General features: G+C 65.2%; 16 protein-coding genes. 12 read left to right on the forward strand and 4 right to left on the reverse strand.

All coding sequences use genetic code 11. From position 1 onward, the window contains the following. Positions 1-36 precede the first annotated feature (36 nt). The 3 genes from PV773_RS01270 (at position 37) to PV773_RS01280 (ending at position 2,904) form a co-directional block, all read left to right on the forward strand. Complete coding sequence (locus tag PV773_RS01270; RefSeq protein ID WP_347964586.1) at positions 37-909, forward strand: TIM barrel protein; 873 nt, start codon at positions 37-39, stop codon at positions 907-909. After that, the gene (locus tag PV773_RS01275) at positions 906-1,694 is read left to right on the forward strand and encodes an inositol monophosphatase family protein (protein WP_347964587.1); all 789 of its coding nucleotides are present in this window, start codon (positions 906-908) and stop codon (positions 1,692-1,694) included. The genes PV773_RS01270 and PV773_RS01275 overlap by 4 nt, the downstream gene beginning before the upstream one ends. A 907-nt stretch (positions 1,695-2,601) precedes the next feature. Then, entirely contained in the window at positions 2,602-2,904 is a 303-nt protein-coding gene (locus PV773_RS01280) for a putative quinol monooxygenase (RefSeq protein ID WP_347964588.1), read from the forward strand. Positions 2,905-3,056: 152 nt separating this feature from the next. Here the strand turns inward: PV773_RS01280 and PV773_RS01285 are convergent, their stop codons facing one another. Together PV773_RS01285 and PV773_RS01290 are read right to left on the reverse strand one after the other, a co-directional pair. Continuing rightward, positions 3,057-4,586: an FAD-dependent oxidoreductase gene (locus PV773_RS01285; RefSeq protein WP_347964589.1), complete on the reverse strand. Its 1,530-nt coding sequence runs from the start codon at positions 4,584-4,586 to the stop codon at positions 3,057-3,059. 218 nt (positions 4,587-4,804) lie between these two features. After that, the gene (locus PV773_RS01290; protein ID WP_347964590.1) at positions 4,805-5,263 is read right to left on the reverse strand and encodes an Lrp/AsnC family transcriptional regulator; all 459 of its coding nucleotides are present in this window, start codon (positions 5,261-5,263) and stop codon (positions 4,805-4,807) included. A gap of 113 nt (positions 5,264-5,376) precedes the next feature. Here PV773_RS01290 and PV773_RS01295 point away from each other — a divergent pair, with 113 nt between their 5' ends. From PV773_RS01295 to PV773_RS01310, 4 genes are all read left to right on the forward strand, one after another. After that, positions 5,377-6,297, forward strand: a complete 921-nt coding sequence (locus tag PV773_RS01295; protein ID WP_347964591.1) for a DMT family transporter — start codon at positions 5,377-5,379, stop codon at positions 6,295-6,297. Between the two features lie 21 nt (positions 6,298-6,318). Then, positions 6,319-7,518: an aromatic amino acid transaminase gene (locus PV773_RS01300; RefSeq protein ID WP_347964592.1), complete on the forward strand. Its 1,200-nt coding sequence runs from the start codon at positions 6,319-6,321 to the stop codon at positions 7,516-7,518. 269 nt (positions 7,519-7,787) lie between these two features. Continuing rightward, positions 7,788-9,272, forward strand: a complete 1,485-nt coding sequence (hutH, locus tag PV773_RS01305; protein WP_347964593.1) for a histidine ammonia-lyase — start codon at positions 7,788-7,790, stop codon at positions 9,270-9,272. A gap of 232 nt (positions 9,273-9,504) precedes the next feature. Then, positions 9,505-10,209 carry a hypothetical protein gene (locus tag PV773_RS01310; protein WP_347964594.1) on the forward strand — a complete coding sequence of 235 codons (705 nt, stop codon included), beginning with the start codon at positions 9,505-9,507 and terminating at the stop codon, positions 10,207-10,209. A 137-nt stretch (positions 10,210-10,346) separates the two neighbouring features. Here the strand turns inward: PV773_RS01310 and PV773_RS01315 are convergent, their stop codons facing one another. Both PV773_RS01315 and PV773_RS01320 read right to left on the reverse strand, forming a co-directional pair. After that, entirely contained in the window at positions 10,347-10,472 is a 126-nt protein-coding gene (locus PV773_RS01315) for a hypothetical protein (protein WP_347964595.1), read from the reverse strand. Between the two features lie 25 nt (positions 10,473-10,497). Further along, positions 10,498-11,445 (reverse strand): LysR family transcriptional regulator, encoded by a 948-nt coding sequence (locus PV773_RS01320; protein WP_347964596.1) that lies wholly within the window; start codon positions 11,443-11,445, stop codon positions 10,498-10,500. Between the two features lie 98 nt (positions 11,446-11,543). Between PV773_RS01320 and PV773_RS01325 the strand changes: the two genes are divergently transcribed. The 5 genes from PV773_RS01325 to PV773_RS01345 are packed head-to-tail and all read left to right on the forward strand — an operon-like array spanning position 11,544 to position 16,648. After that, positions 11,544-12,410: an ABC transporter ATP-binding protein gene (locus tag PV773_RS01325; protein ID WP_347964597.1), complete on the forward strand. Its 867-nt coding sequence runs from the start codon at positions 11,544-11,546 to the stop codon at positions 12,408-12,410. A 22-nt stretch (positions 12,411-12,432) separates the two neighbouring features. Continuing rightward, positions 12,433-13,398, forward strand: a complete 966-nt coding sequence (locus PV773_RS01330) for an ABC transporter substrate-binding protein (RefSeq protein ID WP_347964598.1) — start codon at positions 12,433-12,435, stop codon at positions 13,396-13,398. A 28-nt stretch (positions 13,399-13,426) separates the two neighbouring features. Beyond that, positions 13,427-14,203 (forward strand): ABC transporter permease, encoded by a 777-nt coding sequence (locus tag PV773_RS01335; protein WP_347964599.1) that lies wholly within the window; start codon positions 13,427-13,429, stop codon positions 14,201-14,203. Continuing rightward, entirely contained in the window at positions 14,200-14,985 is a 786-nt protein-coding gene (locus tag PV773_RS01340) for an ABC transporter permease subunit (protein WP_347964600.1), read from the forward strand. The genes PV773_RS01335 and PV773_RS01340 overlap by 4 nt, the downstream gene beginning before the upstream one ends. Before the next feature lie 31 nt (positions 14,986-15,016). Next, a complete protein-coding gene (locus PV773_RS01345; RefSeq protein ID WP_347964601.1) occupies positions 15,017-16,648 on the forward strand; it encodes an alkaline phosphatase family protein in 1,632 nt (543 codons plus the stop codon). Positions 16,649-16,678: the final 30 nt, after the last annotated feature.

A 16,678-nucleotide genomic window follows, 5' to 3' on the forward strand; every position in this document is an offset into this window, starting at 1 on the left:
GCCTATGCCTTCCACCTAAACATGCGGTTCGGCGGCATGACGCCGCTGCAGCTGGCTGAATTCGCCAAGGCGCAGGGCCTTTGCGGCATCAAACTGCATGTCGACGATGGGGAACAGTTCAGCCTGAGCCGTATGAGTGGAGACGTGCTCGCGGATTTCGCCGCGCGTCTGAGGAAGCGTGACCTGGAACTCCATGTCGAAACCAGCACGACCGAGGCGGCGGGCCTCGCCGATGCGGTGCGCATTGCACTGGTGGCAGGCGCGACCTCGCTTCGCTGCTATCCGCGCTATGAAGGAAGGGTTTCGCAGATCATCGACAAGACGATCGCAGATCTCCGGCGTCTTCCCGAGTTCGACCCGGAAAGCCGGCTGCGCTACACACTGGAGCAGCACGAGGACCTGAAGTCGGAGGAACTCGCCCACATCCTCGAGTCCGTCTGCAACCCTCGGCTAGGCCTGCTGTTCGACTTCGGTAACATGATCAACGCTTACGAATGGCCGATGTCCGCGCTGGCGATCCAGGCGCCATACATCACCGAGGCGCATGTTAAAGATTGCCTTGTGCAGCCGGATCGTGGCGGCTGGGCGCATCTTGCCTGCCTTTCGGGCGAGGGCCATCTGCCGATGCAGGCGATGTTCGTCGAACTGCTTCTACTAGGTGGCGACCGGCCGCAGGTACTCGCCTTCGCCCTTGAGGAGGAGGAAGGCTATTTCGCCCCGGCCATGCGCCGCTCTTCGGACGACCCCGACCCCTTCATTCCCGCCCGTACGGCGAGCTTTACGGAACTCGGTTCCGGCGATCTCGAAACCCGGCTGCGACGGGAGGCCGCCGTCGCCCATCGGCAAGTGCAAACGGTCCGAACCATGCTCCGCGAAATCGCCGCCGAAGCCGAAAGGAAGTTAGGATGACCCCCGCAAGCAGTTGTCCCCCGGCCTTCCTGGCTTTGGCTCATGCTATGGCCGATGCCGCCGCCGCCGTGATACGTCCGCATTTCCGCAAGCGCGTTGCCATGGACGCAAAGGCCGATGCGAGCCCCGTCACCATCGCCGACCGCGACGCGGAAACAGTCATGCGCCAGATGATCGAGGCGAAGTTCCCCGACCACGGGATCAGGGGCGAGGAGTTCGGCGCTTGTCGTATCGATGCGGACTGGATCTGGGTGCTCGACCCTATCGATGGCACGAAATCCTTCGTCTCCGGATCGCTGGCCTTCGGCACGCAGATTGCGCTTCTCCATCAAGGCACGCCGCTCCTCGGTCTGATCAATCAGCCTGTTACGGGTGAACGCTGGCTTGGTGTAGGCGCTGTCGCGACCCTCAACGGCGAGCCGATCCGGACCAGCAATACCACGCTGCTCAACGATGCGATTGTCTACACATCCGCCCTCGACCAATTCGATCGCGCGCGCCACGATCGCTTCGTGGCCTTGGCCGAAAAGGTCCGCTTCACCCGCCTCTCGCATGATTGTTACGCCGCTGGACTCCTGGCGCTTGGCGGGATCGATCTCCTCGTCGAGAGCAATGTCTTCGACTACGATATCCTGCCACAATTGCCCATCGTAGAGTCGGCAGGGGGTATTGTGACCGACTGGGACGGACGGCCACTCATTGATGCTGCGCAATACGAAACGGTGCTGATGGCGGCGAACGAGCAAATCCACCTGGCCGCCCTCGAGGCTCTTTGTCGAGCGTGACGCTCGAAAGGAGCGTTAAATGCTCTGAGCAATGCGGTCCGCGACCGAGGGGCTGGTCTGCCGGCAACGATGAGGCTTCCAAGCGTCCAGCCGGCGGGCTTTGCACTACCCGCGGGAGATCGCATCGGCAGGGCCGACGCTGACGAGCCTTACCAGTATGCGTAAGATTTTGACGGCCCGAGGGTTCGGCTTTCGGCGTCTAAGACGAGAAACACCGTGGCTAGATCAATGGCTTAGCGGTCATGCGTGAAGACTGGCTTTAGCTGATCCAGAGCTTGTCTCTTGGTATGATTGATTTCAGCTGCGCTACGTCCCTGACGCCGGCACGATAGGCACTGATCAGGATACGCGCGATCTCGGCTGCCCATACTGTTGACACACGCCGCTCAGCGCGAACCGTGTCAAACACTCCCCTGATGAAGGCGAGATCCTCGCGCGTGAGGGGCTGTTTACTGACCAACTTGTGAGGGTGTCCCATAGCAAACCTCCCGCGTTCACCCCACCCTACCTCACAAAGAACCCGCCCTGCCGTTTGCAAGAGGGCGGGATCGACTGGCCGGCGCGCTTACCTGCCGGACAGGGCGAGCCGTTTCGGGCCGCCTGGGAAACGTGACATGGATCGACGGGGATGTCGCCTAGATCAAAAGGACGAGGCGTCCCACCGGACGGGGTAGCCGAACTTCACAAACCGAGCGCGTCCGCTAGCCCTTCAAGTTCTCGGGCGTTGGTGTGATCCGAAGGAGCACTGCAACGCCGCCAAGAACCAACAGACACTCTGGCCGTCCCGACCTTCGCGGGTCCAACCCTATGCCGGCATTTCCGGTCAGGGGCACTCAGCATGGTAGTCGCACACGCCACAGTGTATGATCCGACCACAAGCTCGACATGAGCTTTTGGGAGAAGCGCCATGATTGTTGTGCGTTTCAAGGTGCGGTGCCAGCCCGGAAAAAGCGGACCGCTGATCTCTGCATTCAAGGATGTCATCAAAGCCAGTCGACCACTCGAAGGTGTCGCAAGTTTCGACATCGGACAGGACCTCGCCGATCCCGATTCATTCGTGGCCACGGAGGTGTTTGAGAACGAGGCCGCATTGGATCGTCAGGAGGCGCTCGCCGAGGTCCAGAAGGCGATAGCTCTCCTGGGGGAGGTCACCGCGGCACCTCCTGAGGCGACGATCTTCCAAGTCTCGTCCTCACGCCCTTGGGGCTAGTTGGTGCAGGGCGTGATTGGTCCATCCAGCCTACGGAACGACGCATGCGGACAGCGACCGACTTGCCCACATCGGCAAACAGCTAGCGCAAATTGAGCATGCGGACGCCAGCCGTGCGCGCTTGATGGCCTGCGGGCAGCCTGGCCGATCCGCTAGGCCCGGCTGCGCTCCATCGCCAGTTCCGCCTCGAGGCTTTCGGTGTCGCGGAAGATCGTGGCGACCGCCAGCACGCGTCCGCCGCGCTTGAAACGCAAGATGCAGTCTTTCGCGGCAATGTCGCCCTCGACCTCTATCGCATCCCATCCCTCTGCGTGGCCGACATAGTTGATCGGAACGTCGTAGTGCTGGCTCCAGAAGAACGGCACGTCGGTGAATGGCTTCCGGCGTCCGAGCATGTTGAGCGCCGCAGCTGCACCCTGGCGCTCCGCCACCACCCAGTGCTCCACCCTGATGTTCCCGCCGCTGTGCGGATCTGGCCAGCGGGCGATGTCGCCGGCCGCGTAGATGCCGGGCGCGCTGGTTTCGAGATATTCGTCCACCAAGACGCCGCGGTCAGTGGCAAGTCCGGCGACTTCTGCGAGGGCGGTCCGTGGCCGCACGCCAATGCCGGCGACGACGATGTCGGCGACCAGGGTGCCACCGCCGTTCAGCCGAACGTCCCTCGTGCCGATGCTCGCGGCGGTATCCCCAAGGTGGAAGACGACGCCGTTTTCCTCATGCAAGGCGCGGATGAAGTCGCCCATCTGCGGACCCAGGACCCGTTCCATCGGCCGCTCGTCGGGCGCCACCACATGCACTTCGATGCCGCGCGTCCGGAGGGCGGCGGCTACCTCTAGGCCGATGAAGTTGGCGCCAAGGACGACGGCGCTCCGCGCCGTGTCGGCCTGCGCGATGATGCCGCGGCTGTCGGCAAGGGAGCGCAGCGTGTGGACATGAGGCTGGTCGGCGCCGGGGATGGTCAGGCGAACCGGTTCTGCGCCCGTCGCCAGCAACAGCTTGTCGAAGGCGAGCCGGGCGCCATCGGCGAGCACGACCTCCCTGGCGCCCGCGTCCAGGCCTGCGGCCTTGGTCCCCAGGCGCAGGTCGATGCCGTTCTTGGCGTAGAAGCCTTGCTTGCGCAAAGGGATCCAGTCTTCCGGCGCCTTGCCGGCAAGAAAGTCCTTCGAAAGGTTGGGGCGGTCCACGGGCAACGCCTCGTCGTCGCTGAGCATGACGATCGACCCCTGATATCGTTCGCGCCGCAGCCGCTCTGCGGCGGCAAATCCGGCGGCGCCGCCGCCGACGATGACAATCCTTTCGGCAGCGGCTCCATCGCTTTCCCCTGGTGCCGGCGACGGCTTCTTGCGTTTCTCGCCTACAAAGATCCTGTCGCCGCGTTGTTCCACCGACCAGCAGGCGAGCGGCGATAGCGCAGGGGCTCGCAGGGCTTCGCCGGTGCGCAGGTCGAAGCAGGCGTGATGCCAGGGACAGCGAATGGTGTCGTCGGCGACGAGGCCCTCGGCGAGCGGTCCGCCGTAATGCGAGCACGCGGTGGCGACAGCGAAGATCTCCGCTCCGCGACGCACCAGCAGCACCGGCTCGCCATCGCGATGGCCGATCAGCTTGCCGCCATCAGGAAGGTCGGCGAGAGCAATGCCGAGGGCGAGGTCGGGTCCGCTGAGCTGTGAATGGCTACCGGCCATATTCTCCTCCCTGCAACTGACTGTGCCGCTGGCCGCGCTGCTGGGCTTGTCCGGCAGGCTGCCTTCATGGAGTTTTCCGCCATTACGGCTTCCAGGCAAATGAATTCAGCCTGGGGTGGCACGCAAATTTCTTGACATGCGGAAGGGTGGTTTCCGTCCCGGCCAGGTATCCGGCGACGCCGACGGTTGGCGGGGCGCAGAGGCGATGCCTCTTCTATTCAGCCGATACGCGGAAAGACGTTGGACCGTTTGACGATCCCGTAGGCAAAACTCGTGTCGATCGCCGCGATCCCTTCAATCTTGTGCAGGCGTATGCGCACGAACTGCTCATAGTCCTGCAGGCTTTCGACGAGGACCCGCAGCAGATAGTCCGCGTCCCCGGTCATCACGTAGCAGTCGAGTATCGTGTCGATGTCGCGGATCTTTCGTTCGAAGGCTTCGATCACGTCCTCCGTATGCCGCTCGAGCCGAATGCGGACAAAGACTGTGATGGGCAGTCCGTAAGCCTGTTCGTCGACGATGGCGGTGTAGCCCTTGATGACGCCGGCGTCCTCCAGAAGGCGCAGACGGCGCAGGCAGGGGGAGGGCGACAGCGATACACGCTCCGACAGTTCCTGGTTCGTCAGCCGGCCGTCCTGCTGCAGGGCGGCGATGATCTGTCGGTCCTTGGCATCCATTCTCGTCTCCTGTGGCAGATTCTGCCAAAAAACTGGGACAAGCTATCCAATTTAGCAAGAACATTCCTGCAGATGCCTGGCAATGATTCCACGAAACTGGATCGAGGGAACAGATGTCATCGGCGGTCGGCAGCGAGGCGACACAGGTCGCGCGGAACAACATCCAGACTGCGACGGTGCTTGGCTACGCCGCCATCGCGGTGACGGTCGCTGTCTGGGCAGGTTTTGCCCTTTCCATCCGCTACATCAGCGCCTCGGCCTTGACGACCGCCGACGTCGCGCTCATCCGCTTCGGTCTGCCGACACTGCTGCTCCTGCCGTTCCTTCCATCGCGCGGTCAGGCCCTGCGGTCGGTGAAGCCACGTGACGCCATGATGGTGATCTGCGGGGCAGGGTTGCCGTTCTTCTTCGTCGCTTCCGCTGGCGGGGCGGCAACATCCGCGACCTATGTCGGTGCGCTGATTGCCGGGACGTCGCCGCTGTCGGTCGCTCTTGTCGGCTATGCGATCGACCGCCGCTTCCCGCCGGCGACGCGCTGGCACGCGCTTGCAATCATCGTCGCCGGTGCCGCCGCCCTCGTGGTCGCCGCGCCGGCGGGTGTTTCCGCATCCACCGCCAAGGGGGTGGCACTTCTCCTGGGCGCCAGCCTGTTCTGGGGGATCTACACCCTGGGCCTTCGCCGAGCCGGCCTGGATGCGGTCGGAAGCACGCTGCTTCTCAACGTGCCGTCCCTCGTCGGCCTGTTGGTGCTGATGGCTTCCGGCATGGTCGATAGCCACCTCGGGACGTTCTCGCTTGCCGAAGCAGCCCCCTTCCTCTTGGTCCAGGGCCTCGGCGTGGGCCTGATTTCGAGCCTCACCTACGTCGTCGCCATTGCCCGCCTCGGCGCCGCCCGCAGCGCCGCCGTCGGCTCGCTGGCGCCGGCACTCGCCAGCCTCCTGGCCGTCCCGTTCCTTGGCGAATCGCTCACGCCGCTGACTGCGCTTGGTGTCGGCGCGATCACCTTGGGCGTCGTCCTGTCCAATCGTTCCTGATCTCAACCGAGGATTAGAGCCATGTTCTCGAACCTGCCCATCCTTCCCGCGGATCCGCTTTGGGGGCTGAGCGCTGCATTCCGGCACGATCCCCGTCCGTCCAGGATCGATCTGGTGGTCGGTGTCTATCGCGATGCCACCGGCATCACGCCGGTTCTGGACGTCGTCAAGGCGGCCGAGCGCCGACTGGCGATGGAGGCGCCGTCGAAAGCGTACCGGTCGCTGGCCGGGAACGTCGATTTCAATGATGGAATGGCGAAGCTCTTGCTCGGGGCGGACCCTGCGCGCCTGGCACGCCAGTTCACGATGCAGACCATCGGGGCGAGCGGCGCGCTGCGGCTCCTGGCCGATCTCGTCGCTCGTGCCAACCCCGAGGCGACCGTGTGGTCGACCGATCCTGCCTATGTCAATCACCGGCCGCTGATGGAAGCAGCCCGGCTTCGGGTGAACCATTATCGCTGGCGCGAGCGTGGCGGTGTTGTCGATGTCGAAGCGGTCCTCGACGATCTTGCCGCCGCGCGCCGCGGCGACATCGTGTTGCTGCACGGGTGCTGCCACAACCCGACCGGCATCGACCTGCCGCTCGAAGGCTGGACGGCGGTCGCGGAATTGTGCGCAAACCGCGGTCTGGTTCCTCTCGTCGACATCGCCTACCAGGGTTTTGGCGACGGCCTCGATGAAGATGCCGCGGGCCTGCGCCTCCTGGTGGACAGGCTCGAAACGGTGCTCGTCTCGGCAAGCTGCTCGAAGAACATGGGCCTCTATTGCGAACGCACGGGGACCGCGACCGTGATCGCCGCGGACGCGCCCGCGCTTCGTGCGATACCCGGCACGCTCGAACGCATCACGCGCAGCAACTATTCCATGCCGGCCGAGCACGGTGCGGCCATCGCCGCAGCCCTCCTTGCCGATCCGGAGCCCTGGCGCTGTGAACTCGAAGGCATGAGGCGTCGCGTCGTCGGCCTGAGAAACGCTTTGGCGGATGCGCTCGAGCGCCTCGGTCTCCCCGAGGAAATGTGCGGTCTGCGGCATCACAAGGGCATGTTCTCGCTGCTTCCGCTTGGTCCGGACGCGATGACGCGGCTGCGCGAGGAGTTCGCCATCTACGGCACGCAGACCGGCCGCATCAACATCGCCGGTCTCCACCCCGATCAGATCGAGCCGGTCGCTCATGCGCTGGCTCGCGTTTCGTCGGCGGATCGCCGTTCGGTGGCCGCCTAGGCAGTCGAGATATCCTCTCAGCTGTTCGGGAATGGCCGTGGGCGCTGGAAATCTGAGGCATCTTTGCCTCGGTTGGTGAAGCGCTCGTTGCGGCTCCCGCCACTTCGACTTCCTTCCGTTTGACGAAATAAGCGACCGATCCAAGTCGCTTTCATCGCTCGGCCTGGACATCGGTTCCTCTATGACGCGACGCTTGTCTGGATCGCGTGCCCTTTGTCAGTCTCGACTATTTCGGACTCTGATCGGCACATTCGTTTGGAAAGCATGTGATGACGATATCCCTCGATAGAGCTCCGAGCTGGCGCGACATCGCGCGCGTCGGTGATGGCGAAGCGCTGACCCTGGCCCCGGCCGCCTGGGATCGTATCGCCTACGCGAACCGCATCGTGGCGCGCATCGTTGAACACGGCGTACGCGTCTACGGCGTGAACACCGGGGTTGGTGCGCTGTCGAACACGGTGGTCGAGCCTGCCTTGCAGGAGAGACTGTCGCGCAACATCATCCTCAGCCACGCTTGCGGGGTTGGCGACCTGGTGCCGGAGCGCGGCATTCGCGCCATCATTGCGTCGCAGGTCGCCAATTTCGCCCATGGCCATTCGGGCGTACGCCCCGAGATCGTCCGCAACCTGCTGGCCTTCCTGGAACGGGACTGCATTCCGGAAGTGCCCTCACGCGGCTCGGCCGGCTATCTCACGCACAATGCCCACATCGCCCTGGTGTTGATCGGTGAGGGCAGGGCGCGCGTCGCCGGGCGTCGCATGAGTGGCCGCGATGCCTTGGCCGCCATCGGGCTCGAGCCGCTGCTGCTCGGCGCCAAGGAGGGCCTGAGTCTCGTCAACGGCACGGCATGCGCGACCGGCCTGTTGAGCATGGCCTTGGCCCGTGCCGAACGCCTGCTGAGCTGGGCCGATGCCGCCGCGGCGCTGACCCTGGAAGCCGCCGGCGGCCAGATGGCGGCCTTCGACGAGCGCGTGCTCGCCCTGCGCCCATCGCCCGGCATCGAAGCGGTAGGCGCAACATTGCGTCAACTGCTCGAGGGCAGTGGCCTGATCGCGGCCGCCAGCGGCAGGCGCACCCAGGACGCGCTGAGCCTTCGCGCGGTTCCGCATGTGCATGGCGCCGCACGCGAGGTTCTGGAGCGCTCGGCCCAGCTGGTCGACCGCGAACTGGCTTCGGTCACCGACAATCCGGCCGTGTTGGGCACACCGGAGAACCCTATGGCGTTCTCGGAGGCGCATGCCGTGGCGCCCGCGTTGGGTCAGGCCGCAGACGGCCTGGCGATCGCTCTCGCGCAGGTGGCGGGGATGAGCGAACGGCGCATAGACCGTCTCGTCAATCCGCTCGTCAACGGTCTGCCGGCATTCCTGGCCAGCGAAGGCGGCTGCAATTCCGGCTTCATGATCGCACAGTACACCGCCGCCTCCTTGAGCAACGCCAACCGTCGCCTCGCGGCCCCGGCTGCGACCGACGGCGGTGTCACCTCCGGCCTGCAGGAAGACTTTCTTGCCCACCCGACGGTCGCCGCCAACAAGCTGCTGGCCGTGGTCGACAACGCCGAATACATCCTCGCCATCGAACTGATGGCGGCTGCGCAGGCGCATGATTTCCTGGCCGGCCAGGAAGCGCGCGCGCCTCGCACCGATGCGATCTATCGCGCCGTGCGCGGGCATGTCGCGCACTATGCCGACGATCGGCCGCTGTCGTGGGATATGGAAACGCTGCGCGACTTCATCCGCGAGGCGGACGTCCCCTAGAATTCCATCTGCCGTGGCCGGCGCTGGGAAGGGCTCGCCGGCCTCACTTGCCTTCACGATTTCGCGATCTGACCCCGGAGGGGCGCCAATCCGGCGCCTGCGGCGCGATTCGCTGCCAATTGCCGCATTCCGCTCGGCCCATCCAATGTCGACTTAGGCCGAACGCGCCTCCCATGCCGTTGGATACGGCGGGCGAGGGGCGTGGGATTCCCCGGGTTTTCCAGGGGCATCTTTGCAGTACGACATCCATGCGATGAGGATCGAAACGGAGATGAAGACGGGAATGAACCAGCGAGCCACGATGACGGGGCGCCTCTTCGAGGACACAGCCGCAGCAGGTGGGATCCGTGGCGCAAGATTTCGGGCACTCGCTCTCGCCAGCGCCATGCTAGCAGCCGGGCCAGCGGCCGCGCACGAATTCACGGCCGGGATCCTGAGCGTCGGCGAAGGGCGCGAGGCGCGGCTGGCCGAGGCGGTGCGGGGCTTCCTCCTGGCGGCCGACGAGCGCGACGGGCATGCCGGCGAAACGTCGGACGGCCATCTCGGCGGAGTGGACGTGAACATTCTCCCGTTGCCGGCCGAAGCCGCGGCGGGCGTCGACAAGCTCAACGGCCGCCCCGACGCGACGCCCCACGTGACGGTGGTCATCGGTCCGGAGAAGGAAGCGGCGACGGCGATGGCCGAGGCTTCGGCGAACGGAGCCGTGCTGCGCCCCGGCACCTTGCCGGCACGCAGCCTCTGGGCCGAGGCCACGGCGGCGGACAGCTTCGCCGCGCGCTACCGCAGCGCCTATGGCACCGCGCCGACCGAGGCTGCCGCCGAGGGCTACAACGCCGCGCGCCGTCTGGAGCAGGCGATCCGCCCCCTGGACGGAACCGAACCCCGCGCCGAGCTGGCATCCGCGCTGGCCAAGACCGAAGCCGGCATCGACTGGTAGTCGGTCGCGAGTGCACGCAAGACGATGGCGCCGCGCGGCGCCATCGAGGGCGGCGCCACCGCAGCCCTGACCTTGGCCCTGCTCGGGGTCGTGGGGTCGCTACCACCCGGCCATCATGTCGGGTGGCAGCATCAGCATCAACGGGGTGCTTCGCCCGGTGCGATGCCGAAGACGAACTCCGCCTTGCCCTGTCCCATGTTGTAGTACTGGTGCCTGCAGCCCGCGGGAATGTAGAAGCCGTCGCGCGGGCCCGTCTCGAACAACGAGATGCAATGCCCCCCCGGGCAATCAGGCGACCGTCAGGCTCGCATGAATCCGCCGCGCGCGCGCTTCCATGTCGCCTATATGGGTCTCGACGTGCTGCCGGAAGCGGCCGATCAGCGGATCGTGCTCGAGCGTCCGGTGGGTGATCGCCCCGAGCATGATGTCCACCGTCGGCGCGTCGAAAGGCACGAGCCTGAGCTCGCCCCTTTCCAGTTGCTCGACCACCGAGAAGATCGGCAGGACGGTCAGGCTGTCGGTGTCGTGCAGCAGGCTCAGGATCGCGCCGGATGCGCCACTGCTCACGACCGGGCGGATTTGCGTCACATGTGCCGAACTGAGGCAATCGCGCATGACCGTGTGCAGGGTGCTCTCCTTGGCGTGGCTCACCCATTCGGCCTGCTCGAGGTCCCGCACCGTTATGCGATCAAGACCGAGGAGCGGATGTCCTGCGCGGCAGACGATGGCGTGGCTCAGCATCACAAGCCCGCTCGTCGCCAGGTTGAACCGGTCCTGGCTCAAATGGATCGGGCCGAAGGCGATGTCGATGCGGTTCTGTTGGACGAGATAGCGCATCTCGGTCGAATAGGCCGGCGTGATGTCGAAGCTGACGCCCGGATACTGCTTGCGGAAGCTGGTCACGATCTGCGGAAACAGGCTGTCGCAGATGAACGGAGGCGCACCGATGCGCAGGTGGCCGGCGGCCCCGCTGGCCTTGTCGGCGGCCAGCCTGGCCGCGTTGGCGAGTGCGGCGCGGATCAACTGGCCCGATTCAGCCAACTGGCGACCGAACTCGGTCGGAACCACCGGCCGCCGGCGCTGGGCCAGCAATTCGGTGCCCAGGCGCTTTTCCAGCATTGCCACGGTTTTCGACAGGGCAGGCTGTGTCGTGCCGAGATTCTTGGCTGCAAGCGAGAACGACTGCTGCTCGACGATTTCGGCAAGCTGAATGAGGCTACGAGGGTCGATTTGCATAACTGTCCGACATGATGAGATGCGATAATATCATTTTTGCGCATCGAATTTCCAGTCTATCGTCCCTCAACGACATGCGGCATCCCCGAGGTTGATGCTTGCAGGTCGATGGGTGCCGCCGCTGCCGGCAGGAACTGGACTGTCGGCCTGCCCGCTGGGAGGAAACCGTGCTGATGCAAAGTCCCGCAGTCGCCGGAACGGTCCTGTCCGTTACCGGAGTTCGCAAGGCTTATGGCGATGCCGTGCCTGTTCTCGACGGCATCGAGCTGTCGATCGGAGCGGGCGAGTTCGTCTCGGTCATCGGCCCATCCGGCTGCGGCAAGACCACGCTTTTGACCGTCCTTTCCTATCTCAGCCAGCCCGATCAGGGGCAGGTCGTTTTCGATGGCCGCAGCCATGACGCGCCGCCCGAGGGCCTGGCCATCGTCTTTCAGGACTACAGCCGCTCGCTCTTTCCCTGGCGGCGTAACATCGACAACGTAATCCTCGGCATGCACCGCGATCGGGTGAGCTCCGCCACCGCCAAGCGCGAATCCGCCGCCGCTCTGCTGGCCAAGGTCGGCCTGGCCGGGTTCGAACAGCGCTATCCGTGGCAGCTTTCCGGCGGCATGCAACAGCGGGTGGCGATCGCCCGGGCGCTGGCGGCCAATCCCCGCCTTCTCCTCCTCGATGAACCGCTCGCTGCAGTCGATGCCCAGACCCGCTCGGAGATCCAGGACCTGATCTTGTCGCTGGCGCGCGAACGCCAGCAGGCCTGCCTGCTCGTCACCCATGACGTCGAAGAGGCGATCTACATGGCCGACAAGCTGGTCGTCCTCACCAAGCGCCCCACCCGGGTGCGCGAGGAGATCGTCCTCGGTCTCCCGAAACCGCGCGACCAGATCGAAACGCGCGAAATGCGGGAGTTCCTGAAGATACGCCATCACGTCATGACGCTGATGCGCGACGCACACAATAAGTCCTGATGGACCAAAGAGGGAGGAAAGCATGAAGTTCGGTACGGTTTCGAAGGCGGCGATCGTGTCCTGCCTTGCATTGCTGGGTGCGGCGGGCGCCACGGCCGCCGCGGACCTGAAGGTCGCGGTGCTCAAGACGGCCAATGTGCTTTCCCTGCAGCACGCCGTCGACGCAGGCTACTTCAGGGACGAGGGCCTCGACGTCGAGGTCTCGACCCTCAACAACGGGCCGGCGGTGGCCTCGGCGGTCGTCAGCGGATCGGCCGACATCGGCTTTGCGGCGGCGGTTGCCGTGGTCAGCGCGCGGGCGAACAACCAGCCGGTCAGGTTCTTCTCCAATCTCGCGCTCGAAACCAAGACCGGCAACAGCATCTGGCTGATTGCACCGGAGCGGGCGGGCAATATCAAGGTCGCCGATCTCAAGGGCAAGACGATCGCGATCAATGCCGCGGGCGGCCAGTGCGAGCTCGTCGTGCGCACCAACCTCAAGGCCGTCGGTCTCGCCTGGGAGGACGTCAAGCCGCTGGTGCTGCCGTTCCCGCAGATTCCGGCTGCCCTGCAGCTTGGCAATGCCGATGCCGGCTGCGTGCTCGAACCCTTCTACTCGGCTTCGCGCCTGTCGCCCGAGATCAAGGCCCAGGTGCTCGTGCCCGGCACCATGCCGGACATGAAGGACGACTATTTCGGGTTGATGGACGGCTTCTTCGCCACCGACGAATGGCTGAGCGCGAACACCGATTCCGCTACCAAGTTCGCCAAGGCCGTCGCCAGGTCGAACAGCGACATCATGAAGGACTCGTCCATCATGGCCGCGTTGATGGAAAAGCAGCTCGGCGTGAAGCCGGAGATCGCGGCCGCTGCCAGGATCAATCTCGACACCCGCCCCGGTCCCGTCGCCGAGAAGGACTTCCAGAACCTGATCGATCTGATGACGGCGGCCGGCATGCTGGCCGGTCCGGTCAAGGCGTCGGACCTCGTCTTTCCGGTCAGTTACTGACGCCAGCCGGCCATTGGGGATTGCGGACGTGTCAGCGCTCAGGCCAGTCTTTCGGTTCATTCTCGGCGTAGCGATCTTCGCCTTCGTGTGGGAGGCGGTCGCGCGCACCGGACTTGCGCCGCAGAACCTGTTTCCGACCGTCGGGCAGATCGGCCGGGCGCTGGTCGACCTGTCCCGATCGGGCGAATTGTGGGCCGCCGCCGGCGCAACGCTCGCGCGGGCTGCGCTGGGCCTGGCCATCGCCTCCGTGCTGGCGGTCCTGCTCGGGCTTGCCGCGACGATGTCCCGGAAAGCCCGCCAGGCGCTGGCGCCGTTCGTCGACATCTGTCGCACCTTGCCGCCGCCGGCCCTGGCACCGCTGCTGATCTTCGCCTTGGGCCTCAACGAGCGGATGTTCCTTGCAGTCATTGTGTTCGCGGCGATCTGGCCGATCTATGTGGCCTGCGTCGCCGGCTTCGGCGGCACCGAACCTCTGCCGCTGATGACCGCCCGCAGCTTCGGGGCAAGCGACCGGTGGCAACTCTTTTACGTCCGGCTGCCTTCGGCCTTGCCCTCCATCTTCACCGGTATACGGGTCGGCCTCGGCCTGTCGCTAATGGCGACCATTGCGACCGAAATGATCGCAGGCTCCAGCGGCCTGGGCTTCCTGCTCTTCGACACCGCATTCTCGCTGCGCATTCCCGAGATGTACGCCACGCTGCTGGCAGCCGGCTTCCTCGGCGTCCTGTTCAACGCGGCACTCCATTTGCTCAAGCAGCCGCTGGTGAGCTGGCACACCCTGCAGACCGAGCTGAAATCGTCATGACCACAAGCAAGAACAGCTCCATCAACGCGTCCGGCGTATTGTTCCTGGTCGCGCTGACCCTGGCCTGGGAAGTCCTTGCCCGCCTGAACGGCACGCCAAACATGCCCACCGTCGGCGCTGTCATCGGCTCGCTCTGGCACGATGCCGGGCTGCTTGCGACCGAGGCGTCCTATACGCTCGGGCGTGCGCTGGCAGGCCTGGCCATCGCGCTGCTGGCGGGCATCCCGCTCGGCATCGCCTTCGGCCGGATCAGGCTGCTCGGCGATCTCGCCATGCCGGCCTTCGACCTGCTGCGACCGCTGCCGCCGATCGCCATCGCGCCGGTCGCCATGATCTTCGCCGGCACGGGCACGGCCGCCAAGGTCGCCGTCATCGCCTATGGCTGCCTGTTTCCGATCCTGATCACCACGTTCGATGCGGTGCGTACGACGCAGCCCCAGTTGGTCCAGTCGGCGCGGGCGCTCGGCATGAACCGCCTCGAGATCATGTGGCTGATCGATTTCCCCTCCGAACTGCCGCGCATGATGACCGGCGTGCGCATCAGCCTGGCGCTGTGCCTGCTGATCGCGGTCTCGACCGAGCTGCTTTTGTCCAGCAACGGACTGGGCGCCTACATCATGCGCGCCCAGCAGCTGTTCAGGATCGCCGACGGACTGGCCGCGCTGGCCGTCATCGCGGCACTCGGGCTGGCCATCGGCAGGATCTATGCCCTCGTCGATCGGCGGCTGCTGGCATGGCACCACGAGCGGCTGGCGCTGGCCGGCGGCGGCAACGCCGCGTGAGCCGATCACTGTTTACCGAGAAGGCATCGATATGACCAAGCCGATGAATGTCCTGTGGATCATGGCCGACCAGCTGCGCTGGGACTATCTGTCCTGCTACGGCCATCCGCACCTCGAGACGCCGAACATCGACAGGTTGGCCGGGCGCGGCGTGCGCTTCACCAACGCCTATGTCCAGTCGCCGATCTGCGGCCCGTCGCGCATGAGCTCCTATACCGGGCGCTACTGCCGTTCGCACGGCTCGACCTGGAACGGATTTCCGCTGCGCGTGGGCGAGCCGACGCTGGGCGACCACCTGCGCGAGATCGGCGTGCGCCCGGTGATCGTCGGCAAGACGCATATGAAGGTCGACACGCGCGGCATGGAATGGCTGGGCATCGACCCGGATTCGACCATCGGGGTGTCGATCTCCGAATGTGGCTTCGAGCCGTTCGAGCGCGACGACGGCCTGCATCCGTATGGTTCCTATGACCCCGACCCGGACTACGACAAGCATCTGCGCGCCAATGGGCTGGACTCGGAAAATCCCTGGGAGGATTTCGCCAATTCCGGAAAGGGCGACGACGGCGAGCTGCTGTCGGGCTGGCTGCTGAAATATTCCAACCTGCCGGCGAACATCCCCGAGGAACTCTCCGAAACGCCCTACATGACGGGCCGTGCCATCGACTTCATGGAACAGGCCGGCGACAAGCCGTGGCTTTGCCATCTTTCCTTCATCAAGCCGCACTGGCCCTACATCGTGCCGGCGCCCTACCATGACATGTACGGACCCGAGCACGTCATCGCGCCGGTGCGCTCGGAGGCCGAAAAGGCCACGACGCATCCGGTCTACGGCGCCTATATCAAGTCGCGCATCTGCCGCAGCTTCGCGCGCGACGACGTGCGCGAGCGCGTCATCCCGGCCTATATGGGCTTGATCAAGCAGATCGACGACCAGCTCGGCCGGCTGTTCGCCTACATGGAAAACAAGGGGCTGATGGATAACACCATGATCGTCATGACGTCCGATCACGGCGACTATCTCGGCGACCACTGGATGGGCGAGAAGGAGCTGTTCCACGACGTTTCGGTCAAGGTGCCGCTGATCGTCTACGACCCGCGCCGCGAGGCCGACGCGACGCGCGGCCTGGTGCGCGACGAACTGGTCGAGGGCATCGACCTGGCGCCGACGTTCCTGTCCTGCTTCGGCGGCAAGGCCAAGCCGCATGTCATGGAGGGGCGCAACATCGAGCCGCTGCTGCACGATGCTGGCCGACCGGCCGGGTGGCGGCGCTACGCCATATCCGAATATGACTACGCGCTGCAGGAGGCCAGGCAGATCCTGGGCAACGACCAGAAGGACGCGCGGCTGATCATGATCCGCGACGAGCGCTGGAAGTATGTCCACGCCGAAGGCTTCCGCCCCATGCTGTTCGATCTCCAGGACGACCCGGCCGAGTTTCGGGACCTCGGCGAGGACGAGCGCTTCGCCGATATTCGCCAGCGCATGGCCGACGCGATTTTCCATTGGGCGCGGCAGCACCACAACCGCATCACCATGGCCCCCGAAACCATCGACAGGATGTCGGGGCGCGAGCCGCGCGGCATCGTCATCGGCGTCTGGGACGAGGCGGAATACGAAGCGCTCAACAAGGAGCCGTTCGCAGCGCGCAAGCGCGCCTGACGCCGGACCACCGCGGCCGTCGAGCGATTG

This window comes from Mesorhizobium sp. CC13 (genome assembly GCF_039907765.1).
Classification (GTDB): Bacteria; Pseudomonadota; Alphaproteobacteria; order Rhizobiales; family Rhizobiaceae; genus Aminobacter.

Coding starts and splice junctions, on each gene's coding strand:
- PV773_RS01275 (WP_347964587.1), top strand. CDS start 906: ATGACCCCCGCAAGCAGTTGTCCCCCGGCCTTCCTGGCTTTGGCTCAT.
- PV773_RS01320 (WP_347964596.1), bottom strand. CDS start 11,445: ATGCAAATCGACCCTCGTAGCCTCATTCAGCTTGCCGAAATCGTCGAG.
- PV773_RS01300 (WP_347964592.1), top strand. CDS start 6,319: ATGTTCTCGAACCTGCCCATCCTTCCCGCGGATCCGCTTTGGGGGCTG.
- hutH (WP_347964593.1), top strand. CDS start 7,788: ATGACGATATCCCTCGATAGAGCTCCGAGCTGGCGCGACATCGCGCGC.
- PV773_RS01270 (WP_347964586.1), top strand. CDS start 37: ATGACGCCGCTGCAGCTGGCTGAATTCGCCAAGGCGCAGGGCCTTTGC.
- PV773_RS01285 (WP_347964589.1), bottom strand. CDS start 4,586: ATGGCCGGTAGCCATTCACAGCTCAGCGGACCCGACCTCGCCCTCGGC.
- PV773_RS01330 (WP_347964598.1), top strand. CDS start 12,433: ATGAAGTTCGGTACGGTTTCGAAGGCGGCGATCGTGTCCTGCCTTGCA.
- PV773_RS01280 (WP_347964588.1), top strand. CDS start 2,602: ATGATTGTTGTGCGTTTCAAGGTGCGGTGCCAGCCCGGAAAAAGCGGA.
- PV773_RS01290 (WP_347964590.1), bottom strand. CDS start 5,263: ATGGATGCCAAGGACCGACAGATCATCGCCGCCCTGCAGCAGGACGGC.
- PV773_RS01295 (WP_347964591.1), top strand. CDS start 5,377: ATGTCATCGGCGGTCGGCAGCGAGGCGACACAGGTCGCGCGGAACAAC.
- PV773_RS01340 (WP_347964600.1), top strand. CDS start 14,200: ATGACCACAAGCAAGAACAGCTCCATCAACGCGTCCGGCGTATTGTTC.
- PV773_RS01345 (WP_347964601.1), top strand. CDS start 15,017: ATGACCAAGCCGATGAATGTCCTGTGGATCATGGCCGACCAGCTGCGC.